Origin of the sequence: Paraburkholderia elongata, assembly GCF_013177735.1 — a bacterium.
GTDB lineage: Bacteria > Pseudomonadota > Gammaproteobacteria > Burkholderiales > Burkholderiaceae > Paraburkholderia > Paraburkholderia elongata.
In genome coordinates, this window is the sequence record NZ_WOEZ01000265.1 from 15,574 (window position 1) to 34,450 (window position 18,877).

At 60.9% G+C, this 18,877-nt stretch carries 12 protein-coding genes and 2 pseudogenes; 3 read left to right on the forward strand and 11 right to left on the reverse strand.

Features of this window, described 5'->3' with window-relative positions; translation table 11 throughout:
• Positions 1-567 precede the first annotated feature (567 nt).
• The 8 genes and pseudogenes from GNZ13_RS53160 to GNZ13_RS44440 all read right to left on the reverse strand — a co-directional run bounded on the left by GNZ13_RS53160 (position 568) and on the right by GNZ13_RS44440 (position 10,111).
• On the reverse strand, positions 568-912 hold the full coding sequence (locus GNZ13_RS53160) for a YuxH family protein (RefSeq protein WP_236002459.1): 345 nt from the start codon (positions 910-912) through the stop codon (positions 568-570).
• Between the two features lie 149 nt (positions 913-1,061).
• A pseudogene (locus GNZ13_RS54025) lies at positions 1,062-1,994 on the reverse strand (EAL and HDOD domain-containing protein); the annotation flags it as partial.
• Positions 1,995-2,082: 88 nt separating this feature from the next.
• Positions 2,083-3,813, reverse strand: coding sequence for a methyl-accepting chemotaxis protein (locus GNZ13_RS44415; RefSeq protein WP_172176987.1), 1,731 nt, complete (start codon positions 3,811-3,813; stop codon positions 2,083-2,085).
• A 644-nt stretch (positions 3,814-4,457) separates the two neighbouring features.
• Entirely contained in the window at positions 4,458-4,730 is a 273-nt protein-coding gene (locus tag GNZ13_RS44420) for a hypothetical protein (protein ID WP_172176989.1), read from the reverse strand.
• Positions 4,731-5,877: 1,147 nt separating this feature from the next.
• The gene (locus tag GNZ13_RS44425) at positions 5,878-6,702 is read right to left on the reverse strand and encodes an alpha/beta fold hydrolase (RefSeq protein WP_172176991.1); all 825 of its coding nucleotides are present in this window, start codon (positions 6,700-6,702) and stop codon (positions 5,878-5,880) included.
• Between the two features lie 195 nt (positions 6,703-6,897).
• Positions 6,898-7,545: a cysteine hydrolase gene (locus GNZ13_RS44430; protein ID WP_172176993.1), complete on the reverse strand. Its 648-nt coding sequence runs from the start codon at positions 7,543-7,545 to the stop codon at positions 6,898-6,900.
• Between the two features lie 514 nt (positions 7,546-8,059).
• Positions 8,060-9,381, reverse strand: a pseudogene (locus GNZ13_RS44435) (IS5 family transposase).
• A 406-nt stretch (positions 9,382-9,787) separates the two neighbouring features.
• A complete protein-coding gene (locus GNZ13_RS44440; protein WP_172176995.1) occupies positions 9,788-10,111 on the reverse strand; it encodes a hypothetical protein in 324 nt (107 codons plus the stop codon).
• 663 nt (positions 10,112-10,774) lie between these two features.
• On the opposite strand from GNZ13_RS44440, the gene GNZ13_RS44445 reads away from it, so the two are divergent.
• Complete coding sequence (locus GNZ13_RS44445; RefSeq protein ID WP_172176997.1) at positions 10,775-11,260, forward strand: hypothetical protein; 486 nt, start codon at positions 10,775-10,777, stop codon at positions 11,258-11,260.
• 1,054 nt (positions 11,261-12,314) lie between these two features.
• Here GNZ13_RS44445 and GNZ13_RS44450 read toward each other — a convergent pair.
• Together GNZ13_RS44450 and GNZ13_RS44455 are read right to left on the reverse strand one after the other, a co-directional pair.
• On the reverse strand, positions 12,315-13,823 hold the full coding sequence (locus tag GNZ13_RS44450) for a M81 family metallopeptidase (RefSeq protein WP_172176999.1): 1,509 nt from the start codon (positions 13,821-13,823) through the stop codon (positions 12,315-12,317).
• Positions 13,824-13,931: 108 nt separating this feature from the next.
• Entirely contained in the window at positions 13,932-15,251 is a 1,320-nt protein-coding gene (locus GNZ13_RS44455) for an MFS transporter (protein ID WP_172177001.1), read from the reverse strand.
• Positions 15,252-15,395: 144 nt separating this feature from the next.
• On the opposite strand from GNZ13_RS44455, the gene GNZ13_RS44460 reads away from it, so the two are divergent.
• Complete coding sequence (locus tag GNZ13_RS44460; protein WP_172177003.1) at positions 15,396-16,349, forward strand: LysR family transcriptional regulator; 954 nt, start codon at positions 15,396-15,398, stop codon at positions 16,347-16,349.
• Between the two features lie 946 nt (positions 16,350-17,295).
• Positions 17,296-18,240, forward strand: coding sequence for an amidohydrolase family protein (locus GNZ13_RS44465; protein ID WP_216675263.1), 945 nt, complete (start codon positions 17,296-17,298; stop codon positions 18,238-18,240).
• Between the two features lie 280 nt (positions 18,241-18,520).
• Here the strand turns inward: GNZ13_RS44465 and GNZ13_RS51805 are convergent.
• On the reverse strand, positions 18,521-18,877 hold a 357-nt coding region (locus GNZ13_RS51805; protein WP_216675264.1), incomplete at its 5' end, for a hypothetical protein.

Here is an 18,877-nt window from a genome sequence, read left to right on the forward strand (position 1 = left end):
TTCGAGCCGCACGTGCCGCTGGGCACGCTGGCGCGCCGCGCAGGATGAAAAAAACGGCGCAACGATGCAAGTAGCCCGGAGCCATTGCCTGGCTCACCCGCATCGCGCAGGAATTCGCCGCTGCTGCCGCGGAATAGAGCGCCGGCATCGAGCAGGTCAGCATTGCAGTCGCGCAGATGGACAATGCGTGAAGCCGTAAATCGTCGCCCTGGTTGAAGACGCAGCGGCCGCACACTGGCTCGAAGAGCAGACGCGGCAATTGCAGGCGGCCGTGGCGGCGTTCCAGGTGGGCCAGTGCATTGTGCGGCCTATGGCCCCGTCAACACCCGTAGCAAGCCATACGTCCAAAGCGAATGTCGGGAATGCCGCTCAAGCGCCACTGCAGCGAACTGCGCAAATGGCGATCAGCGTCGATCAGGGGGGTAATGGCCGTTGACGAAAGTCGCAGTTCGACCCAACTGCGGACGTAAGGGTATCCGGAACGATTGAGCTGAACATGTAGCACATGCGTGCGCTGTGCCAGCCCATTGCCATCGAGGAACTGTAATTCGCCAGATGGGGGACCGCTCAGTTACTGCGATGGCCCCGCACGTGGTCATCATACCAGGCGGCAGCGGCAAGCCCGAGCGTGGTCAGGTCACTGGGGGAAAAGATGGGCAGTGCATCGCACGCCGCGCGGATCGCCATGAGCTCCCCCGATTCGGCCGCCTCCGTGGCGTTCAACAATCGACCCAATTCGCCGCGCCGTTCAAGCAGTGCCCGCCGGATATCTGCGTGAATCGGCAGCTTCGACACGATGTCCTCGATCGCACCGCCAAACAGCACATGAACCAGCGAGAACACGCCCGTGATGAACGCGGTATCCGAAAATCGTTCGTCGCCGGGCTGCATCCAGGCGGCGGCAAGTTCCATGAATCGCGCGCGTGTGCCACACAACTGCGCCAGGGACCGGAGCGCAACGCGTGGAGATGACCGTCTGCGAACAGGAGCAACTGCGCCCAGCGCGTGATTTGCCGGGTGCCGACTATCATGATCGCTTCACGCAACGATGAAATCGTCCGGGCAAGCCCGAACGCGCTGGAATTGAGCAGCCGCAACAGTTGCATTACGACGCTCGGATTCCGCTTAAGCTCGGCTTCGAGCTCGACAATCCCCGGTTCGCCGCACAGCAGCACCAGCAGGCGCAACAGCGCTTCGCGCGATGGCGTGAGACGCCGCGATGTCAGCACCTGCGGCTTGGCGAAATAGTAGCCTTGAAACAGCTCGAAGCCGGCGCGCATGGCGACGTCATGCTCTTCCGGTGTTTCGACTTTCTCGGCGAGCAATACCTTCCCGTGTTGCCTGACGACGCCGATCAGTTCGTTAAGGTCCTCGCGCGTGCAGTCGAGAAAGTCGATTTTGACGATATCAACGCACGGCAGCAGTTCGGCCAGACGCGGGGTGACCTGCGAAACATCATCCAGCGCGAGCCGGAAGCCCGCGCGCCGCAGTTCGCGGCAGCGCCTGAAGAGTGCCTCGTCGAACGTCACCGTTTCGAGAATTTCGAGCACGAAGCGCTCAGGCGGCAACAACTGGACTATGTCGGACATCAGCACCGTCCGGTCGACATTCACATAGCCCGCATGATCGCCCAGCGCAGCGCTGAGGCCCATATCGCCGACGAGTCTCGCGATGACGTGCGCAGTGGCTTCGACGTCATCCGTGACCTGGGCGAAATTGCCGGCCCCGGCGCGGAACAGCAGTTCGAACGCACTCAGTGCCCCATCGCGATCAAGAATCGGTTGCCGTCCGAGATAGACATACTCCGGCATGACCGCTTCGCTGTTGGATGTCGCCTGCCCGTCGGCGGGGCCGGGCAAGGCTTTTTTTGCTGACATTCCTGAACGTGTCCTGTTCTGTTGAGACATTGTCGATGCCGATCGTGCGTGGATGTTCCTCCGATCCGGCCGGTCGTGCAACTTCGAATGACTGGACGGACGATGCAGGCGCGTCATGCATCCAAAACGGTTCCGGATTGCACGATGCCGGGCACGAGCGCATCAGGTCGGCCAGGTGCATTCACCGTCGCGGTTCCGGCCGGCGTTAGAACGTCTGCCATTCCGGCGCTGCGGCAATATCAGCGGACGCCGCTGATGCAGGTTGGTTCGCGGGGCGCTGCGCGCGGCGGCCGGGCTCCGATTTCGCGGACTTCATCGCGACCGCCACGGCCGGCGATCGTGCTGGCGTCACGGCGAGCGCGGCGCTCCCTGATCCGGTCTCGTCAACCCTGAAGACCGCCACCGCTTCACGCAAGGCCTGCACCTGCTGGGCCATTGATTGCGTAGCAGCCGCGGCTTCTTCGACCAGGGCAGCATTCTGCTGGGTCACCTCGTCCATCTGGCTGACGGCCGTATTGACTTGCTCGATACCGGTGCTCTGTTCCTCCGATGCCGACGAGATTTCGCTCATGATGCCTGTCACGCGTTTCACCGACCGGACGATTTCGTTGATCGTGCTACCTGCTTCCTCAACGAGCTTCGAGCCGGCATCCACGCGCGTCACCGACTCGCCAATCAGTTCCCTGATTTCTCTCGCCGCGGTTGCACTACGTTGTGCGAGCATTCGAACCTCGCTGGCCACGACTGCAAACCCACGACCCTGTTCGCCGGCCCGGGCTGCCTCGACAGCGGCATTGAGCGCGAGGATGTTGGTCTGGAACGCGATGCCTTCGATCACGCTGATGATCTCGGTCATTTTGGCCGAGCTGTCGGATATCCCATGCATCGTCTCGACGACGCGTCCGACCACTTCGCCACCACGCTGCGCTATTTCCGATGCCACGCTGGCCAGCGTGGTCGCCTCCTTCGCGTTGTCCGCGTTCTGACGGACCGTGCCCGTCAGCTCTTCCATGCTCGAAGCGGTCTCCTCAAGTGATGCGGCCTGCTCCTCCGTACGCTGCGACAGATCGCTGTTGCCTTGCGCAATTTCGCCTGCAGCGACCGAGATCGACTCGCTGGAGGTTTTGATGCCCTGCACGATGCTCGTCAGCTGGTCTTTCATGGCCCCAAGCGAGAACATCAGGCTGGAACGGTCTGCGGCCTTCAATCGCACTGCAACGCGCAGATTGCCGGCCGCGATATCGCCTGCAAGCGCCGCGGCATCCCGGGGTTCGCCACCGAGCTGTTTCGCGATGCCGCGTGCAATGACCAGCGCCACACCCAACGCGACCACAGCCGCTGCGATGATCAGTCCGGTCACGAGCGCAATCGCCCGTGAATACGCCCGATCTGCAGCCTCGCCTTCGCGGGTCGCCCCCGCCACGTTGACGTCGACGATCGTCTTGACGTCTTTTTCGATCGCGTCACGAATAGTGGCCGACTGACCTGTCATGAGCTCCATCGCGTCCGCCTGTTTGCCCGCTTTCGCCAGCGCCCGGACCTGCTGATCGAGGTCCAGGTACTGCGGCATCAGCGTCTGAATGTCTGCGTAGGCGGTTTTCTCCTCCGGCTCGGTCATCAGCTTCTGGTATTCGGCATCGGCGCGCCGGTAGTTCGCGAGTCCCGCCTCGATCAGGGGTTCCGCCTTCTGGGCTTCGGCTGGCGTCGCCGAGCCGGCCGCCCGGTATTCGTTGAGGCGGATCTCGCGCAGGCCCGCCTGCATTTGCAGACTGCTGCGCACGCTTGGCAGCCAGTTGTCGCGCAACTCAGCGACGTGAGCGTTTTCGCCCCTCAACTCGAACAGAGAAAACGCGCCCAATCCAACCAGCAGGACAATAACCACGGAAAATCCCAGGACCAGCTGGGTGACCACCTTCAGGTTTTTGAGAGACTGCATGATTGACCCCTTGGTATTGTTGACATCAGCGAGCAAATCCCGCACCGAAGCCGGAAAATAGAGCATCTGTTCTACCTCTATTATCGGCAGAACGGATGCAATCTTCATATGAAAGTTGTTTTACCCATCAGGTCGATGCGCAATGAGTTTTAATCGTCGTTAAATGGGTCAAACCCGTCGCCAACACACGCTCCAGGTGATGGATGCAATAATGCGGGCCTCTCAGGTTCTGGCCTGACCCTCGGAATGGCCGGAATCTTTAGCCGACGCGGAGCGTCGGCTTTTTTCCTGGCGGGGGGTAAATGGCCTGGCGAATCGACCGGAAAGGGAGACGAGTCATGCCGGCCGGCGGACCCGTGTCGATGCTGTTGGTCTGACTTGTTCATGGCAGCACGCGCGCACTGCTATGCACTGAGCAGGCGCATCGGACGCTGGGCGCAGAGCGCCCGTCGAAGCCGGTCGCCCCGAGGCGCAAGACCGAGCCGTGGGGCGACCCGGCCAGCTGTCGGAGAGCTGGCGCTGATCCGTCGTCGGCCGCGACTGTTGGAATAGCGGTGGCAGCTCGTCGATGACGTCACCGAGCTGTTCAGTCTGAACGGCGAAATCTGGAAGGAGTCGCCGCTCCGCCGACACAACGGTTTGGGCTATTGGGCCGCTGTGAGTTTGGGGCCTGTCCTCAATGCCTGCCAGCCTGTCTGCGGCTCCTTCCGCTGATCGCTTACCTGCTCGATGCCGCTTTTCAACACGGCTTCACAAAAGGCCAGGCGGGCTCGGTAGTAATCTGCGTGCATCTGCGCGTCAAGGATGCGTTGTTCAGCCTGGAAGAGTTCCAGACGCAATTCCCGCAACGCTTTTTCGGCCTGCTTCTCCGGAGTAAGCGCGTTGCGTACAGCCCAGCTGGTTATCCACCGCAGCATGATGAACTCCTCTCATCGTCAGGTGACATTCCGCCGGCTTCAAATCGGACTTTCACGCCGGGGACACAAAACGCCACTGTCCCGACCACCTCTTCATACAGCCAACGGTGAGTCAGCGCGATCAATAATCAGGGAGTACCTGTGCGTCACACTGCGCGGTAGATCACGTTGTTGCGAAAAAATTTCCCGCCGCCCATGCAACCGGCTTTTCCGCGTCTGCGGCGAGATCATATGGATACACCGTAACATGCACCTGGAGCAGCCACACATCACTTGTGCGTGGTGACGTCACTCCCTCGAGATGACGCGTGAGCAATCGACGAACGTATGCGCGCGCCCCTCTGCGTAACGCACTGCCTCGTCAGTGGACAAAAATTCAACCGACTCGGCAAAACGTGCAATCACGTTTGCTTGGATGAAGGGCTCCCGCTTATACACGTACCACGCGACTGCGTAACGCCGCTCGGCACCGTTGAACGACACGGATTGATTCTCCGTTACCTCGACGTAAACGCCGTGCCCCCGATACGGTTCGCAAGAATGGCCGTACATATTTCCTCCCCAGCGTCTGCGCACTGGACAGGTTAGGCTACGCAACAAGCATTCCAGGACGTTCGTTCTTTACAGAATGCGCGCCTCGTGCTGCCCGCAACGAGGTGAGGTCTTACGCGCCATGATCGGTCGGATAAGGTACTTCAGTTTGCCGTGGTCGGACGGCGCCTGCGTGAACCACTTCATCGCGTCGATTCGTTCAGTGCCGCGCCGATCGGCGGAATGCTCTGGCCTTGATTGGAGTTTGCAATCAGGTGCTGGGCAAAGAAAAAGCCGCTCGAAAGCGGGCCGTCGTGCCTTACCTCTTGTCGCCGTCGATCGTTATGCGTACGGGTTGCTGGGCACGCGATGGAATTCTTCGATCATGCGCTTCTTTGCGTCCGCGAGCTCCTGGTCCAGGCACGCCAGCGCACGCCGCGCCTTCGTTGCGTCGACGCCCGCCGACCTCGCCGCGTCGATTCGCTCCTTTGCCCTAGCGACTTCGATTGTCAGCCCCCGACCCTCAACGGACGGCCGAGCTGAATTGAAGGCAATGGCCGCTTACGAGGTAGACCAGTCGTTTGCTCGCCCCAGGCGCACCAGGATGCCTGACGATTCAGGAATTGATGAACGCCAGGAGATCCGCATTGATCGTATCGGCTTGCGTGGTGGGCATGCCGTGTGGGAAGCCTTTATAGGTTTTCAAGGTGCCGTTCTGCAGCAATTTCGCGCTCAACGGCCCAGAGTCGGCATAAGGTACGATTTGATCATCGTCGCCGTGCATCACTAACGTCGGGACTGTGATCTTCTTCAGGTCTTCGGTGAAATCCGTCTGGGAAAAGGCCACGATCCCGTCGTAGTGCGCTTTGGCTCCGCCCTCCATTCCCTGACGCCACCAGTTCAGGATCACGCCTTCGGACGGCTTGGCCCCTGGCCGGTTATAACCGTAGAACGGCCCGGCAGCAACATCACGGTAAAACTGTGAGCGGTTGTTGGCAACCTGCGCCTGAAATCCATCAAAAACATCCTTGGGAAGACCTACCGGGTTGTTAGCGGTCTTCACCATCAGCGGGGGCACAGCGCTGATCAGCACCGCCTTGGTTACGCGACTCTCGCCGTGACGCGCGAGATAGCGAACGACCTCACCGCCCCCGGTCGAGTGGCCCACGTGGACTGCATTTTTAAGGTCAAGATGCTCGGTAACGGCCGCGAGATCATCGGCATAGTGATCCATATCATGACCGTCGGCCGTCTGCGTTGACCGCCCGTGACCGCGACGGTCATGCGCGATGACACGGAAGCCGAGGTTCAGGAAGAACATCATCTGGGCATCCCAATCGTCCGCGCTCAGTGGCCATCCGTGTGAGAAAACGATAGGCTGCCCTGTTCCCCAGTCCTTGTAGAAGATCTGAATACCGTCTTTGGTCGTGACCGTGTTCATTGTCATTCTCCTTGCTAAGGTGACCTTTCAATTAAAAATGAGCCACCGGCGTGAACTCGTGCGTCATGAGACATTGCAGCGGGGTAAGTAGGCGGTCGGCAATCCGTCCGGGAAACATGCTGGGGCCTCGCAACTGGGCAAATGCGCTCTTTAGGCCGACAGTCTGTTCGCCCGCCAGCCGATCTTGGTTGTGCGTCATTCCATTGAGGCCACAACCTCGTCGGTAGTCACCACGCCGTGCGCGAGAAATGCGTAGTTGATCATCGCCGCCTTGTAGCCGTCGCCCCAAACGGGATGACGCGGTCCGGCAGTGGCATCGCTAACGACATAGACCTCGAATCCCTGTTCGAGCAGATCACGCAGATGTGACTCCACGCACATGTTGGCAAGCATGCCTCCCAGTACCACCTTCCTAACTCCTCGCTTACGCAGTTGAAGGACGAGATCGTTGGTTTGCGGCCCGAAGACCTTGTGCGGACTCACAACAACCGTTTCGCCGTCGTTGATGTAAGGCTTGAATTCGTCGAGCCAATCAGCGCCGGAGCCTTCGAAACCTTCCAGACTCAACTGACCACTACGCGCAAACGTGCCGGTAGCGAATTCATCGGTCTCCAACGGTCCATTGAATTTCCATACGCGATCGGTCGGGAAAAAGTAATGTGGCGAAATTAAGACCGGAAATTTTGCGGACTTCGCCGCCTTGAAGATTCGCAGCATGTTTTCTACCGTCTTATTCTCTGTCACGCTTGCTCCCACCGCGCCCCAGTTCTTGCCATTCTTGCTTAAGACATCGACTTGCGGATCAATGAAAACCACGGCTGTCTCAGTTCGATCAAAGGACACTTCGGACCTCCAATAGAGTGCATGACGGCTCGCCGATTTTCATCGACCCGAGCCTCTCCGATCAGATTAGGAAACGGAGGACTGGAAAGCAACGAGGGTCCGATGGCGCATCCGGGGTTTTGCACCCGGGCGCCGAGTGACGGGGCGCTTGATGAGTCCGCATGTTGACTCCGCGTGCACGCTATTAACAAGCCAATGCTTAAGAAGCCAACGCGATCGTTGGGATCAGGCATGCAAAAGGCGGTTTCCGCGACAGCCTAGCCGCGCGTCCGTTCGGACACGTGCAAACAGTTAAGGTCCGTTGTCGGCGCCAAGCCGACGTCCGAATGACCGACCGATCGCGCGAACGAATGGCGGCAGATGGCCCCTTGTTGCCTGTCGTGACCGGCTGATGGCGGCGCAAATCCGATGAAAAAACTCAGAAGTGGGCATGCCGCGCGGGGAGCCGTCCGACGATGTTGTCGTCGCTGCTAATGAGTCGCCCCTGAACAATTCGCTTCTCGTACTGCCGGCGTCACACCATCACGCCGACGGCAATGCAGTGGTTGAGCAAGGCCGCGAGAATGAAGACGCAAAAAAGCCGCAGCTTCCTCAGGATCATCCGCAGGTTGTGGCCGGCGCCGCACAGCACCGCGTGCATCGCGTCGCCGAGCGCGCCTTTGACCCAGTTGCGATCAAGTTTTCCGTCTGTCTTCATGTGGCCGATGGCTGGCTCGATTGCACTTCGCCGTCTGATCATCGCCCGTAGTCCACGTGTGATACCCCGCCGCAAGCCCGGGTGATAGATCTTCACGCCGTCGACCGCGACACCCTTGTATCCACGGTCGACGATGGCGACTTCCGGCGTGGCGTCGCTCAGGATTGCCGCCTGTTCCAGCGCTTCAGCCAGCGTATGACCGTCGTACGGACTGCCCGGCATCGAGCGCATGCCCACCACGAGTCCTTCCTTGTGAATTGTCGTGATCGACACTTTCACGCCGAATTCGTACGGCTTGCGCGCCTTGCCTTTGGCCAGACACTCGACTTCCGGCGCGTGTAGCGCATAGAGCTTGTTCTTGTCCTTCGGCTTTTGCGCCAGGATGCGCTTCGTGCGGCCAATCAGCTCCATCAATGCAGCTCGACCTGGGTCTGCCACCTGGGCGACCTGTCGCTCCACATCGCGCATCACCCGTCCAACGCGTGAACGCAGCGTGCGCAGTGCTTTCTTCATGCGTTTGTACTGCTTCGCGTGAGCGTAGCGGCCAATCTGCAGCCCCAGACGCGGCGCCTCGCGGTTGTAGTTCTGCCTCAGCTTCAGGCCGTGCCGCTCTGCGGCCTTCACCAGATGTTCGCGACACCGCTCGAGCAGGCGTGAATCGGTTGGATGGGCGATCGCTTTTTCCATCACCGTTGTGTCGACGATCACCCGCTTCACGCTCGCGGTCTTGATCACACCGGCACGTTTCGCTGCTTCGATCGTCTCGGCCAGCAGCTCTTCAACGCCGGCTTCGCCCAGTCGTTTGCGCCAGCGCGTCAGGCTCGACGGGTCGATCGGCGGCTTGGTCTGCAGGTACGTTTCCCCTGTGAACACCTGCCAGTACGGGTTCTCCACCCATGCCAGACGACCTCTTCGTCGGACAGATCGAACGCATGCTGCAAATACAGCAGCCCCGCAATCAGGCGCGGCGAGCTCGCCGGTCGACCCTTGCCCGACACGAAGCTCTCGCTCAGCGACGCGCCCAGCCGTTCCCAGTTGATCAGGTCAGTCAGGCGCACCAGCGGATGCTTCAGGTTGATCTGTTCTCGCAGCGGTTGCCGGAAGAAATCTCCCTCCGTCACAGGCATCTTCGGACCCATCTGCACCTCATCGAAAAATGCAGGATTCTCGCGTTAATGTGCCAGGTTCCTGCAAATCTCACAACACCATTTCGGCCTCAAAGCTCCATCGTACGAGGCCCTCCGGGTTATTCAGGGCGGACTAATGAGCGGGAAGGTCCGAGCCGCGAATGCCGCTTCCCGCCATCCGGTAGACGCCTGCAAACCGCTCGCGGGACTCGGGTGATATCGACGCGTGTCCCGGACCCGCCAGCGGTTTCTACGGACCTTAAGGTGAGCTTTTTCGGGAGCAGTGCGCGGTCACACACCTTGCGCAGCATTCGCCCGATGCTCGCGCCGTACCGGTTCGCTTCGGTAATGCACCTCGACGCGCATTTTCGCGCGAAGGTTGGCACCGACAGAATCGCCGAGCTGTACCTGTCGGTTTTCATTTGGTTGCCTCAAGCCGCTCGCGCAGCCAGTCGGTCACTGTAGCTTCCGGCGGACAGCCGTATTCGAGCAGCACGAGCCGGATATCGTTAAGCACCTGTTGAACCGCCTCGTACACGTAACGCGACACGTAGTTCTCCTGATCCTGTCCGAACACCGTCCCTACGTCGATGTCGATCAGCGCGAGGCGCATGCGACCCAGCAGCTCGCGCTGTGAGAGCGTCAGGTTCCTGTCACGCAGGGTGCGCGTGGCGTCTTCAGCCAGCCGCTCACGCTGCCGTGACTGCAACTGCGCGATGCCCTTCAGGGTTTCCTGTTTCATGATTTGGTCCCCGTTTCATTTTTGTCGTGCCGGTCAAAGCCGGCGTGTGATCATTGGTCGCCTGTCCGATTGCGCGCTGCAATCTATGCGAGCAGTAGCGCGCCCGGTTCAGGCCACGGCAAAAACTTCCCCCATGCCGCGGATCAACAATACCCATTTGCCGATGATTTTCTGTGCGCTGATACGCATTGGGCGATACCCCTGCCGTCGTTTGAATCGCGGCGATGAAAAAAACACCCCGACCGCGTTCTCGGCGGCCTTGCCCGTAGAGATGGAATACCCCCTACACCCTGCGGGAAGGCCCGCCAAGGCGACCAGGCGGCCCGCCACGGGCGTGCACGCCGCCGGTTGACCGTGCGCAGGTCCGACGTGCGGCAGGCCGTTGCGAGATGTTTTTGGTTCAGGCCACAAGGCACGCCGATTACCGCACTCGTCCGGCGCGCCCGTGTGGGCAGTCACATTGCGTCGAGCGCAGTTGATAAACCGGCCCTCGGTAATCTTCCCCAAACAAGTACAGACCACCGGGGGGGTCTCAGTCTTGAAACACTCACGCCCGAATCTGTGGCTTGAAGAAGGTTGGTTGTGGCTCTTAGCCAATGGATACGCTGCGCCCGAGTCAATGGCACGCTTAATGCGTATCGCAATCGAAAGGGGGAGTCAAAAATGACAAAGTTAAAAATTGCACTTGTTGCCTTTCTTGGGTTGCTGTTGGGAGCACCGGCGTTTGCTCAGTCGAGCAGAGAATTGCAACGTGCATTCATGAAGATCGATGCACAGATCGAGACAGGCATAAATTATCGCGTTTACAACGTACTCGTCGGCGACGCAAACCTTGAATTAAAATTGTATGCCGCGTCGAAGGAAGGAGTGCAACACCCGCAGGCCATAGCTAGCTTCAAGAGTTCCCTCCTCCAGTACGCTCTCGCCGCTAGTCTCTGGGAGCGCAAGTTGCAGGGTGCAGGCTGGAAGACAATTTCTCCTACCGAGCCGATGTATCGAGGATTAGTGACTTCATATCCCGATGCAACGAAGTCATTAAAGGAAGGCGGCGCCATGTGTGATGATAGAACGCTGAGCATTGAGTTTCTACTACCTCTTATCTGGCAACGCGCCGGTGAGCAAAGCAAGCTGGCAATGAGCTTGATGTAAAGCTTCTTCGATGGTCGCGACGGACGCGCGCCAATTCCCGAAACCGCCGCCGTCGCACGCCCCCGACCACCGCCAACCGTACCCGCGTTCGTTTGAAGTCACCCGCCGACCATCAACATTTTTACGCACCGCGCTCAGATGCACGGCGCACTGACCATGCCGCGCCGTCACAAGCGCACGGCATCCGGGGTGTCTGCACGGACGGCGGGCACGGGCAGGCATGGTCGATCAGGCCGTTTTCTGCGTCGCGCGATTCTTCCTTTCCAGGTGGTTCAGTCAGGCTTCATCGTCCCGCAGATGCGGCCTCGTCGCCGCGACGCATTCCTGAATAATTTCTTCGCAGCGCTTGCGCAGTTCGGGAACCTTCAGTCTTCGTTCGAATAGATCGAGCTTGAGCTTGTCGTCCGCGATTTCCGATTAACGTCGTGAGAATTCTGCTTGCTGGTCGGCGATGTTGACCTGTCGGTGAGCAATTCCGACCTGTTTCCAAGCGATCAGGAGTCCGACCACCGTCAAGGCAGCCGAGGGAACGAGCCGGAGTATCTCAAGACTCCAGTTAACAGATTGCGGATCTGCAGGCGCCATATGGAATTCCATCGGGACGTAAGAAGTGATCTTGAGGAAGCTTCGATAAAAGAGACTGTATCTGACAGGCCTTGCACCTGTCATTCCCTGAACTATCGCCGCCCGGGAAGACCCGGCAAAGTGACTTTGAACGGCTTAGTTCGACCCGTAACAGTCACTCGCTGGCCTCTCTGCGAATGACCGGAGTTCGGTTGTTTCTGCCTTTCGCAAGGCCTGAGGCCAGGCCGCTCCAGCGTCTTCGGCTATGCGGCATGCGAGACCGAGAGCGCGCTGAGACAATCGGGAACATAGGCGAACGTCAGCCCGAGACGATCCTTGAAGGCCGCGGCGGCAGATCGCCTCGCGCGACGCGAACTGGCGAGTCAGCGCCAGGCATTACACCTGTGCGCCCAGCCGCGCCAACTCCGAACTCCAGAGTTCGACCAGGGTGTAAGGCCTCCGCAGCAGCCCTCCCGTCCCGAACTCAACCCTAACCCCAGAACGCCTTCCCCATCGGCTTCATCCGAATCCCCGGCGCCAGCCGAGTCCACGGCAAATCGGCCGGATCCGCCGTCATCGGGCCAGGCGCCTTGGCGACAAGCACCGCGTGGGCGATGCCCTGGAAGTCGGCGCGGAAGTGTACCGAACTCTTGTTGACGAGGATCTTCATCTTTTCCGGTTCGACGCCGCCTATGCGATAGAGATTGCGGTCGAGCATCTGCGCCTTGCCGCCACTCACGACGATTAGTACGCCGTCAATGCGCAAGCAGGCCACGGGCCCGACGTCGGCGAGCATGCCGTTCATCATCGGGCCGTCATAGCGGCACACGCCATCGGACAGGCTCACGACCTCGAAGCGCGCATGGAGCGGTTCGTCGCCGGGGACACCGGAGACGCCGCCCAGCGCCACCTCGATGAACGCGCCGACACCGGCGCAATGGGCCGCAGCCGCAGCCGCCGGATCCCAGATCAAGCCGATCGCGGCGCCCTTTGCGCCATTGCGCAGCAGTGCGCGCAGCATGCCCGTCGTATTCGAATCGCCGCCCGCACCGGGGTTGTCCTGTGTGTCGGCGATGATGACCGGTTTGCCGGCACCGTCGGAGAGCCGCATTGCCTCGCGTACCGCGTCGTCGGGCGACAGGAACGGCACCTGCCACGCGGCTTCATCGGCCAGCATCTTGTCATAGAGGGCCTGCACTGCGGCGTCGGCCGACGCGGCGTCGTCGCCATAGCCCCAGATCACCGGGCCGCATTCCGGGAAATCAGCCGCCGGAAAGCCGGGCGAGAACGATAGCGAGGCCACACCACCGGTCTCCAGCGCCGCGAGCTGCGCGTACATGCCGCGCGACGGTTCGAGCAGCGTGCACATGCCGTTGATCGGGATCAGGAACGGCAGCCGGCGCGCGGCGCGATGCAGCGGACAGCAGCCCGCTGCCTGCCGGTCGAGCAGGCGCTCGAGCAACGTGGCCGCGCGTTCCCCAGTCTCGGCCATGTCCACATGTGGGTAGGTACGGTACGCGACCAGCGCGTCGGCCTCGCGCAGCATCCGCCCGGTCACGTTGGCGTGCAGGTCGAGCGACGCGACCAGGGGCACGGCCGGGCCGGCCGCCGCGCGCACCCGCTCGAGCAGCGTGCCTTCGCCGTCGTCGGTATGCTCGGCGACCATGGCGCCATGCAGGTCGAGGTACACCGCCTCGAAGCCGCCCATGCGAACCGCCTCAACGATCTCGCCGGCAATGCGCTCGAAGGCGTCCTCGGTGACATGGGCCGACGGGCTTGCGCCCGCCCAGATAACCGGCAGCAGGGACCAGCCACGCCTTTCGGCCGCGGCGATGAACCCGCCCGCCGGAATATTGACGTCGCGTAGCGCGAGCACGTCATCGCCGCGCACCATGGCCGGGAAACCCTCGCCACGCTCAAAGTTCGTGTAAGCAGCCTTCGATGGCGCAAACGTGTTCGTTTCGTGCTGAAAGCCTGCAATCAGAATGCGTGTTGCCACGGTCGTGTCTCCAGAAATCGGTCGGGGCGCCAGCGGTACAGCCGTCAGCGCAGACGGCATAAGCCGCGAATAGTGTTGATGTGCTTGCGGACCCGCGGGCCAGCGTCGTCAGGCTTTCGCCACCGCGCGCTGGTGCGCGGGCAGCCGGTTCGCCACGAGCACCGCGGCGCCCGCGACCAGCAGGGCGACCATGACCAGCAGTCCGGCTTCCATGCTGCCCGTCGCCGTGCGGATCGTGCCGATGATGGTCGGACTCAGGAAGCCGCCAATCAGGCCAATCGTATTGATCAGCGCGATTCCGCCCGCTGCCGCGTCGCCTTTGAAGTATTGCGACGGAATCGCCCAGAACACCGAGTAAGCCGCCCACATCATCGCCGTGGCGATCGTCATGCAGAGCAGTGAGACCGCGAGGTTGCCGCTTGCGACCGTCGCCGCAGCCAGCGCGATCGCGCCGACCAACGCGGGCACCGCGCTGTGGAAGCGGCGCTCGCCGCAGCGGTCCGAGTTGCGGCCGATGACGACCATCGCGATCGCGGCGCCGATGTACGGGATCATCGAATACAAGCCGATCTGCATGGTATCGGTCACACCGTCGGCCTTGAGGATCGACGGCAGCCAGAAACTCACGGTGTAGATGCCGCAGATCATGGTGAAGTAGGCAAATGCCAGCAGGTACACGCGCGGGTCCCGCGCCACTTGCCCGAACGAGTGATGACTGCCGCTGGGCGTGTGCAGGTCGGCGGCGAGCATCCGCTTCTCGCTGTCGGTCAGCCATTTTGCGTCGGCCGGCTTGTCAGCCAGCACCTTGAGTGCGAGCACGCCGAGCAGCACGCATGGCAGGCCTTCAACGACGAACATCCACTGCCAGCCGGCCAGGCCGTGTGCACCGGACAGACCTGTCATCAGCCACGTCGACAGCGGCGAGCCGAAGATGCCGCCGATCGGGCCGGCGAGCATGACAATCGCCATCACGCCAGCCATGCGTCGCTGGCCGTACCAGTAGGTCAGGTAGAAGATCATGCCGGGTGCGAAGCCGGCCTCGAACACGCCGAGCAGGAAGCGCAGGGCGTAGAACGTGGTCTCGTTATGGACGAACATCATGCCCGCCGAGGTCAGGCCCCACAGCACCAGGATTCGGCTGATGGTCTTGCGTGCACCGATCCTGGGGAGCAGGAGGTTGCTCGGGATCTCGAACAGGACGTAGCCGAGGAAGAAGATACCTGCGCCGAGTCCATAGGCCGCATCGGAGAGACCCAGATCGCTCTGCATGAGGAGCTTGGCGAACCCGATATTCACGCGATCGAGATAAGCGAACGTGTAGCACAGCAGCAGGAACGGCAGTAGGCGCCAGTTCAGTTTTCGGTACAGGGCCTGACGGGCCGGGCTGTCTTGCGCGGTCAGGTCTTGTGGGGTCGGATTGGCGGACATGTCTCTCTCTCCCTTAGTGCGTATGTTTTCGATGCGGTGTCGATAGGTGGATCGTCGGGCAGAAGAATAAACAGAGCAAGAGCAACTTAAGTAGACTAATGTTGCTTTTTGGCCAACGCTTCACATGTCGACCTGGATTCCAACATGCGCGAACTGAACCAGCGCCGCTTGCGCTACTTCCATGAGGTACTCACGCACGGCTCGATCCGTGGCGCGGCCGACAGCATCAACACGTCACCGTCCGTCATTACGCGGCAGATTCGGCTGCTCGAGGAGGAGATCGGCGCCCCGCTGTTCGAGCGCCACGCACGCGGCGTGCAGCCGACCGAGGCCGCGGCGCACCTGCTCGAGTACTGGCGGGGCTGCCGCTCCCAGCAGGAACTGTTCGAAGACCGCCTGCAGGCGCTGCGCGGGCTGCAACACGGCCAGGTGCGCATCGCCACCAGCGAGGGTTTTGTCGACAGCCTGATGGACGAGGTACTCACCGATTTCTGCGCGCGCTATCCGAAGCTTGATGTGGCCATGGACATCCTCCCGGTCAACAACGTGCTCCAGGAAGTGGCCGAGAGCCGTGCGCATATCGGCCTTGCCTATAATCCACCGACACATCCGGATATTGACTACATCGCAACGTCGTCGCAGCCGGTGGTGCTGCTCGTCCACGCCGGACACCCGCTCGCCGTGCGGGGCGGATCGGTCGAGGTGCACGAACTCACTGAGTATCCGCTCGCGCTGATGCCGCCCGCTTTCGGCCTCGGGCAGGTCGTGCAGATGCTCGCCTACGCCGAGAACATTCAAATCCGCCCAACCTTTACAACCAATTCCCTCGCGGTGCTGCGCCACTTTGTCAAGCGCAACAATGGCGTCACGCTGATCGGCGCATTCGCGGCCTATCGCGAACTAAAGGCAGGCGAGCTCGTTGCGCTGCCAATCGCGCATCCTTTGTTGGAAGCTGCCAAGGCGCGGCTGTTGGTCAAGGCGGGACGGCCGCTCAGTGTGGCAGCCGATACGTTGTTACGCTGCATCCTTCGGGATATGCCGATGTTCGCAGATTGGGGGACGGCGCAAGGGCAAGACAGCTGCACGCAGCAGGCATAGAACAAACTGAAACTGCCACCAACAATCCGGCTGCAGCCTGCGGCTCGCCGCGCGATGTTGGCATTTTGTTTACGCTGGAATGCGGCGTGCGTTCCTGCGGATCGCCTGCCGTTCTCCCAACGGGAACGAGACCGCCGTTCGAACTTGTCGCGGGCCCGACGTCAGCAAAGCTGACTACAGCCGCCGTTGGCCGACGGTCGTGCCAACGTCGGGTTTGGCCGACATGTATTCGTAGCCCCTCTGGCAGGTTTCGGATGCGAACCAGCCGTCCGAATGGCGGCTCTGCGGGATGGACAAGTGACCGCAACTGGCCGTTCACTGCCTGACGGCGACCGGCAGCACGCGACCCGAAGCGGGCCGTCAGGGCATCGTGCAGGCAACGGCCCTTGTCGCAAGCAAAACGGACATTCTTCATACGCGACAGGCTGCGGGCATATTATCAGCCACCACTGCACATTGGGCGAGGCGGACTCAGCGAACAAAGGGGGCGTTAAAGTTCTCGAGCCCGCCCTTCTGCTTGTTTCCCGACTAGCCGGCAAGTCTGCCGTCCGTCGCCACAGGATTACCCGTCGAACGTACCGCCGGCCCCGTGGCGTCAAATTTCCGAGCTCGCCGTGTTGGAGAGAGCGGTTGCGTACAGTCCCTTGCCGCGTTCTTGTTGACCAACAGCCGATCGTTACCTTGACTATAGAGAGATGGGGCCGCCACGAATTTCCTGCAACGCGCGCGACCTAATCGTTTCTTTCGTCGCAGGGAGGAGCGTATGTACGATCACTTTGGGCAACGTCTGCTTCTCAATCGCTGTGGCTGCTGCAATCCTTCGATCCACGCCCCAGTCAGTGAGAAAAGGCGAGGATTCCTCACCGGCGTCGCAGAGGTAGCACTTTCCGCTGCAGCGATCGGGACTGGATGCCTTTCGCGCGCATTTGCGCAAGCGCCGGCTATCGTGAAGTCAGGCCTGGTCGATGTACATCATCATCACATTCCACCCTTCTATCTCGCTGAAAACCGTGAACGGATCACTGCATCTTTCGGCGGCAAGCTTACTCCAGCGTGGAACACCTGGGCGCCCGAGCACGCGATTACCGCAATGGACGGCAGCGGTGTTGGCACCGCCATACTGTCGCTCACGACACCGGGCGTTTGGTTCGGTGATGCGCAGCAGGCACGGAAAACAGCTCGCCGGGTCAACGAGTATGCAGCGGATCTCGGCCGGACCTATCCGGGCCGATTCGGGCTGTTTGCCGCCCTTCCGCTGCCCGATCAGGAGGGTAGTCTTCGCGAAATCGAGTATGCGTTCGACGTGCTGCAAGCAAACGGAATCGGTTTGCTGACCAGTTACGGTGACAGGTGGCTGGGTGATGCAGCGTACAGGCCCGTTTTCGAAGAACTCGACCGCCGCAAAGCGGTGGTGTTCGTGCATCCCACCGTGCCATTCTGTTGTCGAACCTTGCTGGCAAACGTCCCACCGGTAGTGGACGAGATTCCGCAGGATACCGCGCGCGCCATTGCGAATCTGTTGTACACAGGCTCTTTCTCGCGATACAGAAACGTACGCTTTATCTTCACGCACGCGGGCGGCACCATGCCCATGATGTACGGACGCATGCTCGAGTTCCCTCCAGCAAACCTTGCGGAGAAGTCCCCTAACGGCATTGAGTACGAACTCCGTCGCCTCTACTACGACATCGCTGATACAGCCTTCGCTCCGGCGATCGCCGCTCTTACCAGCTTGGTGCCGACGGCACAGATTCTTTTCGGGAGTGACAACCCCTACGCACCTTTAGCGGAGACAGTCCACCGCATGAGGCAACTCGGCCTCTCTGACGCAGATTTGCGTGCCATCGGCCGGGAGAACGCGCTCGCGCTTCTGCCGCGTCTGAAGCAGTGACAGCTTGCCTGACAGTGCTTGCCGAGCCAATACAACCACAGGTGCAGGCGCGGTCATGGGAAGCAGCTTCGGCGGCTTTCTCTTCCTGACCAAAGTCATGAGTCCGACGGCAACTCGACTGCGGGTCGACCACGAACGTCGGCTGTCAGGGTGAAGCCGACGCTCAAATGTCCGCGCAATGACGCGGATGAACGGCCGTTGATGGCCGGTTCCTGCCTGTCACGGAGGCGGAGTTCGCCCCGACCTCCATCGCTTACCGTGCGAGAATCAATACTTGCTTTTATCGGACAGGACGGTGATCGCCATGAATCAGCCCGGTACCAACCTCACTGCCCCAATCCTTTCTGCCGATGCGACTGTGTGGTTTTCGGCGTATGGCTTCGGCTGGGGATACTGCGCCTTTGCGCTGCCTGCTGAAGCAGTTTGCGAAAAACTCGGCGCTGCGAACGAGACCCCAAAACAATTGATGCTCGCCTTCGAGCTTGGCAAGCGCCGAGTTCTGCAGGCGGTAGAGCAGAAAGCGTTGCCAAGCACTGGCGAACGGATAACGCTTTCGGCAGATGATCTCTAAGGAAACGCTGAACAAAGCAGCATCGTGCAACGCTATTCGCACGATGCGGATTCTTTCGTGAGCCGG

Coding starts and splice junctions, on each gene's coding strand:
- GNZ13_RS44460 (WP_172177003.1), top strand. CDS start 15,396: ATGCGCGAACTGAACCAGCGCCGCTTGCGCTACTTCCATGAGGTACTC.
- GNZ13_RS44415 (WP_172176987.1), bottom strand. CDS start 3,813: ATGCAGTCTCTCAAAAACCTGAAGGTGGTCACCCAGCTGGTCCTGGGA.
- GNZ13_RS44425 (WP_172176991.1), bottom strand. CDS start 6,702: ATGAACACGGTCACGACCAAAGACGGTATTCAGATCTTCTACAAGGAC.
- GNZ13_RS44440 (WP_172176995.1), bottom strand. CDS start 10,111: ATGAAACAGGAAACCCTGAAGGGCATCGCGCAGTTGCAGTCACGGCAG.
- GNZ13_RS44445 (WP_172176997.1), top strand. CDS start 10,775: ATGACAAAGTTAAAAATTGCACTTGTTGCCTTTCTTGGGTTGCTGTTG.
- GNZ13_RS44420 (WP_172176989.1), bottom strand. CDS start 4,730: ATGCTGCGGTGGATAACCAGCTGGGCTGTACGCAACGCGCTTACTCCG.
- GNZ13_RS53160 (WP_236002459.1), bottom strand. CDS start 912: ATGGAACTTGCCGCCGCCTGGATGCAGCCCGGCGACGAACGATTTTCG.
- GNZ13_RS44455 (WP_172177001.1), bottom strand. CDS start 15,251: ATGTCCGCCAATCCGACCCCACAAGACCTGACCGCGCAAGACAGCCCG.